Consider the following 15,233-nt stretch of genomic DNA (forward strand, 5'->3'; position numbering starts at 1 on the left):
CGTGTCTCAATATACGGCTCAATCTCTTGAAGTTTTATCTGGTCTAGATCCGGTCCGTCGTCGTCCGGGCATGTATACCGATACCTCTCGTCCAAACCACTTGGCGCAGGAAGTGATTGATAATGCGGTCGATGAGGCACTGGCGGGACATGCCAATAAAGTCACGGTCACGGTGTATAAGGATGGTTCATTATCGGTTGAAGATAATGGCCGTGGTATGCCCGTCGATATTCATCCGGAATATGGTCAGAGCGGGATTGAAATTATCCTGACCAAATTGCATGCCGGTGGTAAGTTCAGTACTGATAACTATCAATTTTCTGGCGGTCTGCACGGGGTGGGGATCTCGGTCGTCAACGCGCTTTCTAGCCGCGTAGAAGTTGAAGTTCAGCGTCACGGTAACCTGTATAAAATGGCCTTTGAAAATGGCGAACCGACTGCACCACTAGAAGTGCTAGAAGGTAAGGCACCGAAACGTGCCACAGGGACAACTGTTCATTTCTGGCCGGAAACCAAATATTTCGATTCTCCAAAATTCGCGCTTAAAGCCTTAAAACATAACTTAAAAGCCAAAGCGGTATTGGCTGCTGGTCTGCAAATTAACTATATCGACCAGATCAATGATGAAAAGATCACCTGGCAGTTTGAAAATGGTCTGGTCGACTATTTGATGGACGAGCTGGAAGACCGTGAAATCATTCCGGCTCCTGCTTTTGTGGCGACAGGTGATGCTGAGCGTGCCAGTGCAGAATTTGCCATCTGCTGGAACGTGGAAGGTGGAGAAAGTATTCAGGAATCCTACGTCAACCTGATTCCAACCGCACAAGGCGGTACTCACGTGAATGGCTTACGTTCAGGTGTGACCGATGCCATGCGTGAGTTCTGTGAGCTGCGTAACCTGTTGCCACGGAATATGAAACTGTCTGCAGAAGATGTCTGGGATGGGGTGAACTATATCCTGTCACTGAAATTCCAGGAGCCACAATTCTCTGGTCAGACCAAGGAACGTTTATCTAGCCGTGAAGCCTCCGGCATTGTGCAGAATATTGCCAAAGATGCGTTTGCGCTATGGTTAAACCAGAATTCAGACATCGCTATGCAACTGGCGGAAATGGCCATTTCCAAAGCGGGTCGCCGTCTAAAAGCGGCCAAGAAAGTTGAACGTAAGAAAATTGTCGCTGGTCCGACTTTACCTGGGAAACTGTCAGATTGTGTGGGACATGATCTGGATCAGTCTGAACTGTTTATTGTGGAAGGGGACTCTGCGGGCGGCTCGGCCAAGCAGGCACGTGACAAGAATTTCCAGGCGATCATGCCGATTCGCGGGAAAATTTTAAATACCTGGGAAGTCTCTTCGGATGAAGTGCTGGCCTCTCAGGAAGTGCATAACATTGCAATCGCGATTGGGGTCGATCCAGGTTCAGATGACCTGTCTGAACTGCGTTATGGCAAGATCTGTATTCTTGCCGATGCCGACTCGGATGGCTTGCATATCGCGACTTTGTTATGTGCGCTGTTCGTAAAACACTTTCCGATTCTGGTCGAAGAAGGGCATCTGTTTGTGGCAATGCCACCCTTATTCCGTATCGATGATGCTAAAGATGTGCACTATGCGCTGGATGAGGATGAACTGGAAAGCATCCTGAAAAAATGCAAAACCAAGAACCCGCAAATCACCCGATTCAAAGGTTTGGGTGAGATGAATGCCAGCCAGCTCCGTGAGACCACTTTGGATCCAAATACTCGCCGTCTGGTGCAACTGGATCTGGATGATGTACACCTGACTTCAGGCTTACTGGATAAACTGTTGGCCAAAAAACGGGCCAGTGACCGTAAAGACTGGCTGGAACAGAAAGGTAACCTGGCGGATATCGTTGTTTAAGTATATTTCTAATATGCATTTAAAAAGTCCGTAATCGCGGGCTTTTTTAACAACTCAATTTAGGACTCAACTTTTAAATAGTGTCCATCTGCATAGACATTATGTCCAAAGCCACAACCTGAACTGCCACTGTCCTGTTTTAAAATTACCTGCTGCCCCTGTTTAGGATCAAAAGCAAAATTGAGATTAATTTTGCAGTCATCTGATCGATAGGTCGTTTGGGTTTTATTAACAGGCATTGTGGTTTCAAATTCACCTATATTTGGACCATAAATCATGCTATTTAGTCCCATATAGAGGCCATTAAAATGAATCTGATAAGAATTTTTAATCCGTTTGACTTGAATGGTATTCCAGTGACCGAAGCCAGCATGCTGTATATAGATGCCAGCCAAGTTTTGAGTTTTTTGCGGGGAAGGAAGCTGTTTTAAATTAAATTGACTGCTTTTGGCTTGAGGAAAGACTGAGAACCAGGCCCGTGCCCATTGTGGCTTTCCTGATTTAAAATAGCTTAAGCCAATATTATTAAAAGCAGTGGCAATGGCATTTTCGGAAAAAGATACACCACTGTTTTCACTATGCATCTCACAAAAAGCAGACCAGGAAGCTTGCTGTTGAAATTGTCCTAGCGCATTTTGATACTGTTTCTGATCATAAAATTTTCTTCCCGAGTTGGCATAGCTTTTCACCTTGGCACATTCGGATCGGAGTTCAGCTTCAAAGTCTGAATTGGCGAAACTGAAACTACTCAGGGGGAGAATACTGATAAAGATAAACCATTTATTCATAATTTTACTCAACTGACATTATTCTGGTTTTAATAGAAAATTTTATCTCTACGCAATTTTTCTAACAGATTATTGATCTAATTAGATTAAGTTTTACATAAAAAATAAAATATTTTGGTTTAATTCAGGTTGAGTTGCATCAATACCAGATCACGCCATTGTCCAAATTTCTGTCCAACTTCCGGCATATAACCGGTTTGTTTAAAGCCTAATTTCTCATGTAAGGCAATTGATGCCTGATTTTCATGGTCAATGGCACCAACCATAACATGGATAGCATTTTGCCGCGCATGTTCAATCAGCTTGAGCATCAAGGCTTTGCCCAGACCTTGCCCAATAAAGTCTGCATGAAGAAAGACAGAATGTTCAACAGTGTGTTTAAAGCCCTGAATGGGTCGAAAAGTAGAATAATCCGCATAACCTGCAATTTGCTTGGACGCTGAATGCTCAGCCACCAATAAAGGAAATTGCTGAGCATTTAATTCATTCAGCATGTTCTGAAAATCCTGAATTGTCTTTGGCGTGCTATTCCAGGTTGAGGTTCCGTATAAGATTTCAGCATTGTAGATCGGGAGTAGATGTTCCAGATCTTGAATTTGAGCAGGACGAATAACAAAGCTCATAAGCAGATGCCAAAAAGAAAGAGAATATCTAACCATAACCTGAATTTAGGCAATAAAAAAGCAGAACCAAGGTTCTGCTTTATTCATTCTAAAAACTTAGAAGTGGTATTTCACCAATGCGCTGACATTATGTTCGTCTAAACCTTTGATTGCATATTTATTGTTCCAAACTGAATGCTCAATACCGAAGTATAATTTGGTTTCAGGTGAAATATGTTTACCTGCATTCCATTTGTATTGAGAAGTCCAGTTTAATTCACTTGCATGACCATTTTTCTCAGCTGTTGACCAATCCAGGAAAGCATCTGCCAGGAACTCTTCACCACCAATTTTAAATGGAACGGCATAAGTAATGGTCATCTGATAGTCATCTTCTGACCCTTTATCATTATCAGCTTTATAGAAGTTGATATTTGTATAGCTGGTATAAGGAACATCTAGAGCAAATCCAATACCATATAGGTAATTATTGAAGTCAAGACTGCCGCTATTTCCTTCCCAAGTAGTCGCAATAAGTACGTCTTTAATTGGACCAAGCTCAAGCTTTTGACCAGTGACAGCACCTAAACTTAAACGTGGTGAAACTTCAAAGTAAGTTTCATTACCACTAATATCATTATTAGTACGGTCAGCAAAGGCGAAGAAATCACCATATTTTAAACCAGCTGCATATTCAGCTGTAATAGTGGATTGTTCTAAATCATCAACCATACCTACAGGATGTGCATAATTTTCGCCATATAGGCCTGTCAAACTAAAATCCTGCCAAACTGCTGCCTGAGTGAAAGCTGCTGTTGAAGCCAATGCACAAAGTGCCGCGATTTGTGTAAATTTCATTTAAATATCTCCCCCGAGAAAGCAGCTTAAGGATACAGATTAATAAGTAAAAATAAAGTCAAAATTGATCGCTGACGGAAATATTTCATCGTCTTGAGCTGATGATAATTTGAGATATTGGGAGAAGAAGGTTTATAGGATAATTGAAGCGAGTTAAGTTTTTATATTTAAATTAATTTTAAGAATAGAGAATCAATTTTGAAGCTGAGTCAAGTAAAGACATAGATCTTCTATGAACAGGGCAAAGACTGATTTAATTTTGGAAAGGTCATGTGAATAGTATTTCGATCGTTCCAAATCTGGAAGGTCAATCACGATCCGGTAAGCAGTTGTCACGATCGGTTGTTCTTTTGCTAAAAAAATCAAAATATCACTTGCATATTTTCAACAGAGGACCGATATTCGAAGTATAGGAACACGGTTCTGCAGACTCAAAAATGTGTTCATCATTCAATCTGGAGGGTTTTATCCAAAGCGATTTGAAGATGTGAAATGCAATATAAAACAGCAAGCTATACACGTGCCAAGATAAAAATTCTGCACTAAAAAGTTAAAATGATTTGAGGATGGTATTTTATGAACATTGAACTCCGTACCGATAAAAACATTCGCAATAGTGATCGTCTAATTACTTACGTTCGTACCGAATTAAATCAGGAATTCCAGCGCCACAGTGAGCGTATTACCCATTTCTCAGTGCATCTTAGCGATGAAAATGCCGCCAAAGGAGGCGATGACGATATTCGCTGCATGATCGAAGCACGTCCTGCCGGCTTGAAGCCAATTGTTGTGAACCATCATGGTCATAATGTTGATACTGCCATTCATGGTGCCATTGACCGTTTAAAACGCAGTCTGGAACATGTGATTGAGAAAAAAGATAACGTACGTAGCACTCCGCTAAAACTTGCGGAAGAAGATACAGGTACAGATCTAGAACAATAAATAATTCGCAGATGAAAAAGGCCCTACGGGGCTTTTTTCAATTTTAGATAAAATAAACGAATGAGAACAAAACAAATCCCGCTTTATTCGGCATAATAGTGAAAAACGAATTTAAAGTGAGCTCCATCATGTTAACTGCGCAACAACAGCTTTTTGTGCAAGCACTCGAAGAACTCAATCTGGGTCAGGTCAAACAGCTTTTGGCAGATGGACTTAACCCGAATTTTATTGATCTGGAAAAAGGCCCAGTTATTTCCATCTGGTCAGATGGCCTGTTCAAATGGTGGGAAGAAGTGTGTGAAGCTTATGAAGCGGGCAGTCCCTTAACTGCTGAAGAAAAACAGCAACGTCTGGATGTACATTTACAGATTCTGGAAGCGCTGATCCAGGCTAAAGTCAATTTGCATCTTTGGGATGCTGAAGAAGTTTATGGCCCGCTTTGGGATGCGGCCAGTGCAGCCTGTGTACCTGCAGTGCAGCGCCTATTAGAAGAAAAAGTCAATCCGAACAGCAAGGATGAAGAAGGATTAACCATTCTGTCATCGATTAGTGATTTATTCTTTGATTGTGATTTTGATGAAATTAACTGGGCAGAAGCACTGGAAGAAGAAAAACAAACCCTAGAATTATTGCGTAGTCATGGCGCAAAAATGACCAAGGAATTACATTAAATTTTAAGAAAGAGCTCCAACAAGATGAAGACAACTTTAAGAATATTGGGTTTGATGGCACTGACGGGTGTCAGTGCACAGCTTTGTGCTGCAGTTGAATTTGACCGACCAGGTGAAGGTTTGGGTACCAGTACCGTACCAGTGGGTCAGTTAGCTTGGGAACAGGGTTTACCGAGTTTCTCTTATAGCGAAGCGACTGTGGATGGAAGCAAGCTGAAACAAACCACTTTAAATGCCGACGTCTTGTTGCGTACCGGTTTGACTGATGATCTGGAATTACGTTTAGGCTGGGCTGGTCCGGCCTGGTCACAAACCAAGTTCAATGGTCAGACTGAAGAGGATGATGGTTTAGGCGATGTCAGTATTGGCCTGAAAAAAGCCATTGATCTGGATGATGAAAAACTCAGTATGGCGCTGATGGCTGAAGCTATTATTGCCACAGGTAATGCTAATTTTAGTAATGAAGAAGATATTTATAGCCTGAGCTCAGCAGTTGCTTATCAATATAATGATTTGGTGAATACTGCACTGACCATGCGTTATGAATGGCAGGATAGCAACTGGGCAATTACTGCGATTCCAGCTTTAGGCTATCAGATTACTGAGCGCTGGTCAGGTTATTCGGAACTGATTTATCGTAAAGCCGAAAGTCAGAATAATGAATATGCACTAGGGACTGGCGTCATGTATGCATTGAATGATCAGGTACAACTTGATGCCAGTGTTGGGGTAGATCTGGAAGGTCAGAATAAAGGTTACTTCTCAGGCTTGGGCGTATCATTCCTATTCTAAGCTGCTCTTATTCCGATATGACCAAAGCACTACAGTTTAAGATCGGGAGAAAAGTTTTTTCTCCAGTCTTATTGGGCACAGTGTTGCTTAGTAATATTGCTCAGGCAGAAGCGCCTTTGCTTTCGCCTGAGCAGGCTTTTCCTCTGAGTATCAGTTCAGTCACTCAGCAACAGGCTGAACTTAGCTGGGAAATTCCGCAAAACTATTATCTTTATCAGCATAAGGTAGAGCTAAAGCAGGGAAGTCAGCCGATGACCTTGCAATTACCACCCGCTGAAGATCTATATGATGAAAACTATGGTCATACCCAGGTTTATTATCAGCAATTAAAAGTTCAGATTCCGACACAGGCGGGTCAAACTTATCAGGTTAGCTGGCAAGGCTGTGCCAAAGACCGGCTTTGTTACCCACCCCAAACCATTAAATTCAAGACTGACCTATCTGGTCTGGTGCAATATGAATCTACTGGCTCGGGTAATAAACGGTTACTGGATCTAAGTAGCTCCTCCTCACAGCACAACCGAATTCTGGAAAATTCTGCTGATGATCTAGAATCAGGAAATACAGACAGTAAAATCGTTGAAGTCATTTCTACACGATCCAACAGCGACTCGGCACAAGACCAGCAATGGTCTACACGTCTGGCTGAAAGTTCGCTGGCTTATGGATTGCTGTTATTTTTCGGCTTGGGCATTTTGCTGGCATTTACGCCATGCTCTTTGCCGATGCTGCCAATTCTGACTTCATTAATTGTTCGTGATAGCAAAGGCATCAAGGCCTGGATGATTGCCCTAAGCTTTGTAAGCAGTATGGCCGCAGTCTATGCGGTATTAGGCTTGATCGCGTCTTCAGCCGGACTCAACTTTCAGCGCTGGTTACAGCAACCTGCCACCCTGATGGCATTTAGTGCATTATTTGTGGTATTTGCCCTCAACTTGTTTGGCCTGTTTGAAATTAAAATGCCACAGCGTCTGACGCAACGTCTGGACCGGGTTCAGGCGATGCAGCAAGGGGGAACTCTGGTTAGCGCTGCGATCATGGGATCTGTTTCTGCCTTGCTGGTTGGGCCTTGTATGACGGCACCATTAGCCGGTGCTTTATTATTTATTTCCCAGACTCAGAACCAGTGGCAAGGCGCAGTGCTGTTGTTTACGTTGGGTTTCGGTATGGGCACCCCGTTGCTGCTGGCCAGTATTATGGGGGCACGTATTCTACCTCGAGCCGGGCACTGGATGAATCAGGTGAAAGTGCTCTTTGCTTTCATTATGCTAGCTTTGGCCTTGTATTTTATTCGTCCGCTGATTTCAGAAGCGGCATTGCAGTGGCTGTCGCTAGGGCTGGGCTTAAGCTTTGTTGTTTATGTTCTGGCACGATTATTCTGGAAAAATACCGGACTGCGCTGGCTTTATATCATCTGTTTGGCTATCGCTGTGCCTTATATTACATATAGTCAGTATCAGCATAGTCAGCGTTTTTTTGTTGAAACTGCCCAACAACAGGCGAGTTGGCATATAGCAAAAACAGCCACTGAATTTGAACAGTTACTGGCTACAGTACCGAAAGGGCAGAAGGTCATTATTGATGTCTATGCTGATTGGTGTGTGGCCTGTCAGCCGATTGAACATAAAGTATTAAAGGCAGCTGCTGTCCAGCAGGCCTTAGCTCCTTATTTTCTGATCAAGCTTGATCTTAGTCAGTATGATGCTACGCATCAGGCTTTGCTTAACCGATGGGAAATTCTGGGACCACCGACTTATTTATTTCTCGATACTAAGCAGCAGGAGCTTCGCAGCTTACGTTTGACAGGTGCATTTAGTGAAGCAGAGTTATTGGCACAGCTACAGCGTTTAGAGCAGCTCTAGCATTCACTTTAAGGCTTTTCTGGTACACGCTTTAAAGTGAATAAAGCTGGTGAAAAGATTAGGCTGGTTGAACTTTTAGAGGTTCCAGATAAGATTTCACCTGATTCCGTCCACCGGCTTTGGCCTGATAAAGGGCCTGATCGGCTTGGCTTAAAAGTTGTTGCGGGCGTAATTCTGGTTTTGAAATAGCAATGCCAAAGCTGGCCGTCACTGGGATCAATTGTCCTTCATCACTAAAAATCTGTAGCTGCTGGATCGCGCTTCGGCAACGCTCTGCAACCTGCTGAGCTTTTTCCAGGCTGGAATTATTCAAAACCAGAATAAATTCCTCACCGCCGAACCGTCCGACGACATCACTTTCACGCAATTGCTGGTTCAGTACCGCACTAACTTGTACCAGTGTTTCATCGCCCTTGTGATGTCCATAGTAATCATTGATCTTTTTGAAATGATCCAGATCCAGCAGCACCAGGGCATAGTTAAAAGTCGCAGTACTATTTAACTGATCCAGACATTGATTAATGCTACGGCGATTAAACAGATTGGTCAGAGGATCAATCTGGCTGAGATGGTTAATTAGCTGTTCGCGATAGCGCCATTGACTGAGTAAAATCTCAAATAAAATCATGCAGACAGCAAGAATCGGCAGGATAAAATACAGCATTGATAACAGCCAGAAGCTATTATGGAAAAACTGGTCCTGAATATTAAAAAGTGGTGAATAAGGCAGTTGTTGGTTAAAGCTTAGATAGGCACAAGTTACCAGAAACAGTGAGGCCGGAATCAGCATGCTATAGACCAGTCTCCGGTGAAACAGGACTAGACCTACCGTCATCAGGCAAACATAGGCAATTGTGGCTACCGGGCTAATCACGCCTACGATATATGCATCCCGACACAGGGACACCACAAAGATGCCCACTGCCAGATAGGGAAAATATCGTTCTATCAGTGCATTGCCCTGAAATTTATAACAGGGATAAATCAGAAGAACCAGCGCCAGTAAAAATAGGCCATTCATGTGAATCTCTGAACGAACGACATCAATATGGACATGCTGCCAGTATTGCGGATGTGACAGGACAAACAGGTCCCAGCTTAGCCAGCTGATATGTATGCCACAGCCAAGTGCCAGCATCAGGATACACTTTTTCAAAATCCCCCAGTTCATCACTACTTCATCTTCGATCAGATATTTCTTGAGTCGATGATTCTGGAATTTTTGTAATACTGCTGACATTCGCTTCATACAACAGGTCTGACCTTTATTGTTATTGCTAAGTTTTTAAAAGATGGAAAAATATTGCTTTAATTATTTACAGAAATATAACATAAAATTAATTCATTGATAATCAGTAATATTTATCAAAAATTAAAAAAAAGGAGAAAAATTAAGCTGGAAATTTATTGTTCTAAATACGCAATGAAGTGTTTTATTTAAACCCATTATTTCATTATTTAAAGTTTATTAAGCTATGTCCATTCCCGAACAATGAACGGACCAGATTAAGCAATGAAAATTTTACAGATTGATTCCAGTATTTTAGGTGATGCCTCTATTTCCCGTCAGTTGACTCAAGCTATTGTGGGACAGCTTCAACAGAAACATGGTGAGGCTGTTGAGCTTGAATATCTGGACTTGGCTGCACAGCCGATTCCACATTTAACTGCCGAAATTTTGATGGGTCAAAATCTTGAGCAGGCGGCTTTAGGAGAACAGATTTTACAGCAGTACTTACAGGCGGATATCGTGGTGGTTGGGGCCGCTATGTATAACTTCGGTCTACCTTCTACCTTAAAAGCCTGGATTGACCGCATTAGTGTGGCAGGGCGTACTTTTAAATATACAGAAAATGGCCCAGTGGGTCTGGCAGGTGAAAAGAAAGTCTATATTGCCAGTAGCCGCGGTGGTGTTTATGGCGAACAAAGCCCAGTCGATTTCCAGGAAGCTTTCCTGAAAACTGTATTTAACTTTACTGGCGTAACTGATGTGCACGTAATTCGCGCTGAAGGCGTCAATATGGGTGATGTAGCGAAACAGCAGGCAATTGAAACTGCGATGGCGCAGGTAAGCCAGATCTAAAATTCGATAGAAAATGAATGAACAAAAAAAGGTCAGCAATCGCTGACCTTTTTTATGGCTTCTTTTAAATTTCTAGTCTTGATCCAGACGATGAGCAAATTCTGAAAGATCCGCTAGCGCTTGTCGGGCCTCTTCAAACCAGGCACTAAACATCTGAAAATTATGCCACATCCCGGTATATATCTTGAATTCAACCTCGACACCAGCCTGTTCCGCTTTTTCCTTGAAGCGTGTGGCATCATCCAGCAGAATTTCTTTAGATCCCACCTGTATATGCATCGGTGGCAAACCACTGAGATCGGCAAAAAATGGGGAAATTTCCGGATCGCCACGATCCATTGTACTCGGTACATAATACTGAATCCCGGTTTTCAGGGTTTCAATCGACAGTAGGGCATCATGTTTCTGATTATAGCGTAGTGATTCACTGGTCAGGGTCAGATCAAGGAAAGGGGAAAGTAGAATCAGTCCACTCACCTGTGGCAGGCCTTCCTGCTGTAATTTGAGTGCCAACGCCAACGCCAGATTAGCGCCACACGAATCTCCGGACAGAACAATGTCCTTAGCCTGAATGCCCTGATCTAATAACAGGTTATAGACATCAAACACAGCTTCCAAAGGTTCAGGATAAGCAGATTCAGGAGCCAGAGGATAATCAATATGCAGTACCTGCATCTGGGTGCGAGCGGCAATCTGGGTCATAAAGGCACGATGGGTATTTAAGGAACCGAGATAAAAAGCACCACCATGAATATGGAAAATCAGCTGGCTGGATTCCTGCTGTGGTTTGATTTCCTCGGCATGTACACCTGCCAGCCGGAGCGAACGGATTTGTACGGACTTATCTTGCGGAAAAATCTTGCACATCTGCTCCAGTGCGACCCGTAAGGAGCTTGGAGGAAGATTGAACCGACTAGGCGCGCGGATGGTCGCTTTTAAAAGACTTTCTGTAATTAATTGTTTCGTCACGGGGCTCATCTTCATCTTCTTTCCATCTTTTTCTGCTTTTATTGATTATGTAGATTATTTACCAACAATATTTACAAGGTTACACTAAATAGTCACAGGTAAAAATTGCAAAAATGTTGTGACTTTTTAATACTACATCGGTCTATCTCAGACTAGGGAAATGAAGAAAAATGAAAAAAATTACGCTAATGTTAGGACTACTCGGCTTATCTGCGCTGGCCAATGCTGCAGATCCTTTAAATGGTACCGTTTGGAAAACGATTGACGACGAAACCAAACAACCAAAGGCTATAGTAAAATTTACTGAGCAAAAAAATGGGACATTATCTGCAAGCATCCAATCGGTATTAACACCGGGTGAAGAAAATGCTTGTACAAAATGTGAAGGTCCGTATCACAATAAATCGCTGAAAGGTTTAACGATTGTGAAAGGCCTGAAAAATACAGGCGGAACCAGCTATGACAGTGGTTCGATCCTAGATCCAAAATCTGGTAAAACTTATAAGCTGAAAGGCAACCTGACAGATGGTGGCAAGAAGCTTGAGCTGCGCGGTTATATCGGCGTGTCTGCTTTAGGTCGTAACCAAACCTGGATTCGTGCCAAATAATAGATCATGACCGTTCTCTAAAAACTACCATAAAAAAGCCTGACAGAAGTCAGGCTTTTTTTATTCTTCCAGCTCATCTGGGATGATTAGTCTTTTAGCTTTTGATAAGCGGCTTCGTCAAAACCAGCGATAAAACCAGTTGCAGTCTGTAATACCGGACGTTTGATCAGGCTGGTATGAGTAGTTAAGGCGGTAATCAGATTATCTTCACTGGCAAGCGCATTTTCCTGTTCTTCTGCAGTGAGTTTACGCCAGGTAGTACCTTTCTTGTTCAGTACCACATCGTGGCCTAAAGCATCTAGCCAGGTTTTAACAGTATCCGCGTCAATTCCCTGTTTTTTATAATCATGAAATTCGTAAGCCAATCCCAGTTCATCAAGTAAATCAAAAGCTTTTTTCATCGAATTGCAGTTTTTAATGCCATAAATCTTGAGCATGCTCGCTGTATCCCAAACAGTTTATTTATTGATGGCTTAGCTTAGCTGAATTTATGCCGATCGCCTATGTGCTTCCAAGAAGCTTGTTTTTAAGCAATATTTAAAAGACATGTCATTCGATTGACATCGTTTAAGAGCAGAATGGGTATTAAAAAGTAAATGGTAAAGTTTAAGAATAAGAAAAAAATGAAGGTACTGAAATGAGAAAACCCGCATCTAATCATCCTGATTATGCGGGTCTCAATACAACGTCCGTTGTCACATCCATGAAAAACAAGCTAAATCTGATAGTTTGTTTTATTTTCTTCCTACGGCGTCCTGTCCTTATAGTGTCATCCTGACATATCCCTGTGCCGTGTGAGTATCATGCGCTGTTAGGGTCTGAAGATAAACCTGAAAATACGTCATGTAGTGTAGGTAATAAACCTTAATTGAGTGAACGAATGTTCACTCAATCTTTCGGTCAGTTTTAGATTTTATAGTCAATAATCACGGGTGCATGGTCACTAAACCATTCATCTTTATAGACCCAGGCATTTACAGTACGGTCTTTCCAGTCCGGTGAGCAGGCCTGATAGTCAATCCGCCAGCCCACGTTCTTGGCGCGGGCTTGACCACGATTCGACCACCAGGAATATAGCTCGGCTTCTTTACGGACTTCGCGGAACGTATCGACATAACCCAGTTCATCATAGATATGATCCAACCATGCACGTTCATGCGGCAAGCAGCCCGATGCTTTCTGGTTACCAGACCAGTTTTTAATATCGATACGTTTATGCACGATATTGTAATCACCACAGACAATGATGGATTTGTCTTCATCGCGCCATTGTTTCAGGATCTTTTTATACTCTTCCAGAAAGTGATCTTTACGTGCCTGCGCTTCATCGCCCGAAGAACCTGAAGGTAAATACAGCGAACAGATATGCGCTGTTTTTTCCAGACCCAAGTCAAATTCTGCCGAGATAAAGCGACCTTGAGAATCGGCCAGTTCAAAACCCAAACCATCGGTAATCGAAACGAAAGGCAGACGGCTGTAAATCGCTGTACCCGCGTAACCTGGACGCTCGGCAGGGAACAGGTGGGTATACCAGCCTTCAGGCTTAAATTTATCAGTCCACTGCGCATGGGTAATCCGGCTTTCCTGCATGCAGATCACATCGGCATCAGACTGTTCGATCCACTCTAGCAAGCCCTTGCTGACAGAGGAACGTAAACCGTTGACATTAATTGAAACGACACGAAGAATTTTTTGATCACCTGGATAGCTACTCTTTGGTATCATGCGCAAGTCTTACCCTTAATTAATGGATTTAGGAGCACCTCATGTCAACGCCAGCTCAGTTTAACCCGCAAGCTTTTATCGAACTCGCATTATCACGTGGTGTGCTTAAATTTGGTGAGTTTACTTTAAAATCAGGACGTGTGAGTCCTTATTTTTTTAATGCTGGCTTGCTCAATGATGGTGAAGCCTTGTCACTACTGGCTTCTGGCTATGCTGCAAAATTAACTGAATGTGACAATGTTGAAGTGATTTTTGGACCAGCATACAAAGGCATTCCTTTTGTAGCAGCTACAGCAGTGGCACTATCGCAAAATCATGGCGTCAGCGTGCCATGGGGCTTTAACCGTAAAGAAGCCAAAGATCACGGTGAAGGTGGTGTGCTGGTCGGTGCTTCAGTGGAAGGGAAAAAAGTCTGGATCATTGATGATGTGATTACAGCCGGTACTGCGATTCGTGAAGTGGTCACTATCCTGAAAAGTGCCGGTGCGCAAATTGCTGGTGTACTGGTTGCTCTTGACCGTCAGGAAAAAGGCCAAGGTGAATTATCTGCTATTCAGGAAGTACAAAAAGAGCTGGAAATTCCAGTACATGCACTGATTACTATGAAAGATTTAATGAATTACCTAGATGCAAAAGGCGATAGCGAAGCATTGGCGAAAATGGAAGCTTATCGTGTGAAATACGGAATCTAAAATCCAATTCACCACATGAAGATGTATAAGCCCTAGTAATCTAGGGCTTTACTTTTTATGGGAAGAGAAGTTCTGTTCAGGCGACTGTATTTAAAAGAAATATAAATAATAAGATAGAAATTTTGATCTAAATAAACCTTGAATTCGATAAATTATATTATCTTCTTCAAAATTAAATTCTATCTAAATATTCTTCTCAATATATAAATCTTGATCAAAATTATTTTATCTAAAAAGAACAATATTTTTAAAAGAAACTCATTAAAGAATGAATTACCCCCCCCATAAAGTCCCTTTACAAATAAAATGAATAAGGTAGTTATGGTCATTGTTTACAAATTGTAATCTGCCTATATTAAAATAAACATTACGTAATTAATTATAAGAATTTCATAATTTTAATTGATTTAAAATAAGAGTACTAGGAATGGATTACTGGAACAGTGTTTTATTTATATCGATTATAACGGTGGTAGGTTTAGCCATTATTGTCATGCTGGTGGGCTGCAAGATGTGGAAAAACCTGGTGGTGACTTTACTGATCTCGACAACGATTGGCTTTCTGATTATATGTACTATTAACTTTATCTTTGGGGAAAATCTGAATTTGCCCTGGATTCCTGATCAGAGCTGGCATCATAAGATCACTTTGGAAATTGCTCTGATGAGCTTACTGATTGGCGGGGTCAGTACCTTTATTATTATGCTGGGAACCATGATTTCGAAAAATAATCGTTAAATCATAAAATTAGATGT

General features: G+C 42.1%; 16 protein-coding genes. 9 read left to right on the forward strand and 7 right to left on the reverse strand.

Annotation, left to right across the window (positions count from 1 at the left end; genetic code table 11):
- Position 1 precedes the first annotated feature (1 nt).
- Entirely contained in the window at positions 2-1,882 is a 1,881-nt protein-coding gene (gene parE / locus FTV25_RS00320) for a DNA topoisomerase IV subunit B (protein ID WP_180002579.1), read from the forward strand.
- A 59-nt stretch (positions 1,883-1,941) separates the two neighbouring features.
- Here parE and FTV25_RS00325 read toward each other — a convergent pair whose 3' ends face one another.
- From FTV25_RS00325 to FTV25_RS00335, 3 genes are all read right to left on the reverse strand, one after another.
- Positions 1,942-2,670 carry a hypothetical protein gene (locus FTV25_RS00325; protein ID WP_180002580.1) on the reverse strand — a complete coding sequence of 243 codons (729 nt, stop codon included), beginning with the start codon at positions 2,668-2,670 and terminating at the stop codon, positions 1,942-1,944.
- 119 nt (positions 2,671-2,789) lie between these two features.
- Positions 2,790-3,293: a GNAT family N-acetyltransferase gene (locus FTV25_RS00330; RefSeq protein ID WP_180002581.1), complete on the reverse strand. Its 504-nt coding sequence runs from the start codon at positions 3,291-3,293 to the stop codon at positions 2,790-2,792.
- 96 nt (positions 3,294-3,389) lie between these two features.
- Positions 3,390-4,130 (reverse strand): outer membrane protein OmpK, encoded by a 741-nt coding sequence (locus FTV25_RS00335; RefSeq protein ID WP_180002582.1) that lies wholly within the window; start codon positions 4,128-4,130, stop codon positions 3,390-3,392.
- Between the two features lie 576 nt (positions 4,131-4,706).
- Here FTV25_RS00335 and FTV25_RS00340 point away from each other — a divergent pair.
- The 4 genes from FTV25_RS00340 (at position 4,707) to dsbD (ending at position 8,400) form a co-directional block, all read left to right on the forward strand.
- Positions 4,707-5,075, forward strand: a complete 369-nt coding sequence (locus FTV25_RS00340) for an HPF/RaiA family ribosome-associated protein (RefSeq protein WP_005232722.1) — start codon at positions 4,707-4,709, stop codon at positions 5,073-5,075.
- A 128-nt stretch (positions 5,076-5,203) separates the two neighbouring features.
- Entirely contained in the window at positions 5,204-5,746 is a 543-nt protein-coding gene (locus tag FTV25_RS00345) for an ankyrin repeat domain-containing protein (protein ID WP_004781453.1), read from the forward strand.
- A 24-nt stretch (positions 5,747-5,770) separates the two neighbouring features.
- A complete protein-coding gene (locus tag FTV25_RS00350; protein ID WP_166137494.1) occupies positions 5,771-6,538 on the forward strand; it encodes a transporter in 768 nt (255 codons plus the stop codon).
- 17 nt (positions 6,539-6,555) lie between these two features.
- Positions 6,556-8,400, forward strand: coding sequence for a protein-disulfide reductase DsbD (gene dsbD, locus FTV25_RS00355; RefSeq protein WP_180002583.1), 1,845 nt, complete (start codon positions 6,556-6,558; stop codon positions 8,398-8,400).
- A gap of 58 nt (positions 8,401-8,458) precedes the next feature.
- Here the strand turns inward: dsbD and FTV25_RS00360 are convergent, their stop codons facing one another.
- Positions 8,459-9,649, reverse strand: coding sequence for a GGDEF domain-containing protein (locus FTV25_RS00360; RefSeq protein ID WP_180002584.1), 1,191 nt, complete (start codon positions 9,647-9,649; stop codon positions 8,459-8,461).
- Positions 9,650-9,913: 264 nt separating this feature from the next.
- Between FTV25_RS00360 and FTV25_RS00365 the strand changes: the two genes are divergently transcribed.
- Positions 9,914-10,483, forward strand: a complete 570-nt coding sequence (locus tag FTV25_RS00365; protein WP_159124195.1) for an FMN-dependent NADH-azoreductase — start codon at positions 9,914-9,916, stop codon at positions 10,481-10,483.
- 72 nt (positions 10,484-10,555) lie between these two features.
- On the opposite strand, the gene FTV25_RS00370 is transcribed toward FTV25_RS00365, so the two are convergent.
- Positions 10,556-11,467 carry an alpha/beta hydrolase gene (locus FTV25_RS00370; protein WP_180002585.1) on the reverse strand — a complete coding sequence of 304 codons (912 nt, stop codon included), beginning with the start codon at positions 11,465-11,467 and terminating at the stop codon, positions 10,556-10,558.
- A 155-nt stretch (positions 11,468-11,622) separates the two neighbouring features.
- Here FTV25_RS00370 and FTV25_RS00375 point away from each other — a divergent pair, with 155 nt between their 5' ends.
- The gene (locus tag FTV25_RS00375) at positions 11,623-12,060 is read left to right on the forward strand and encodes a DUF2147 domain-containing protein (protein ID WP_004781465.1); all 438 of its coding nucleotides are present in this window, start codon (positions 11,623-11,625) and stop codon (positions 12,058-12,060) included.
- A gap of 86 nt (positions 12,061-12,146) precedes the next feature.
- On the opposite strand, the gene FTV25_RS00380 is transcribed toward FTV25_RS00375, so the two are convergent.
- The gene (locus tag FTV25_RS00380) at positions 12,147-12,497 is read right to left on the reverse strand and encodes a Spx/MgsR family RNA polymerase-binding regulatory protein (RefSeq protein WP_180002586.1); all 351 of its coding nucleotides are present in this window, start codon (positions 12,495-12,497) and stop codon (positions 12,147-12,149) included.
- A gap of 469 nt (positions 12,498-12,966) precedes the next feature.
- Positions 12,967-13,785 carry an exodeoxyribonuclease III gene (locus FTV25_RS00385; protein ID WP_159124217.1) on the reverse strand — a complete coding sequence of 273 codons (819 nt, stop codon included), beginning with the start codon at positions 13,783-13,785 and terminating at the stop codon, positions 12,967-12,969.
- A gap of 41 nt (positions 13,786-13,826) precedes the next feature.
- Between FTV25_RS00385 and pyrE the strand changes: the two genes are divergently transcribed.
- Both pyrE and FTV25_RS00395 read left to right on the forward strand, forming a co-directional pair.
- Positions 13,827-14,477, forward strand: a complete 651-nt coding sequence (gene pyrE / locus FTV25_RS00390) for an orotate phosphoribosyltransferase (protein ID WP_180002587.1) — start codon at positions 13,827-13,829, stop codon at positions 14,475-14,477.
- 427 nt (positions 14,478-14,904) lie between these two features.
- On the forward strand, positions 14,905-15,216 hold the full coding sequence (locus FTV25_RS00395) for a hypothetical protein (RefSeq protein ID WP_180002588.1): 312 nt from the start codon (positions 14,905-14,907) through the stop codon (positions 15,214-15,216).
- Positions 15,217-15,233: the final 17 nt, after the last annotated feature.

Source organism: Acinetobacter sp. YH12249 (assembly GCF_013417475.1).
In the GTDB taxonomy this organism is placed as follows: domain Bacteria; phylum Pseudomonadota; class Gammaproteobacteria; order Pseudomonadales; family Moraxellaceae; genus Acinetobacter.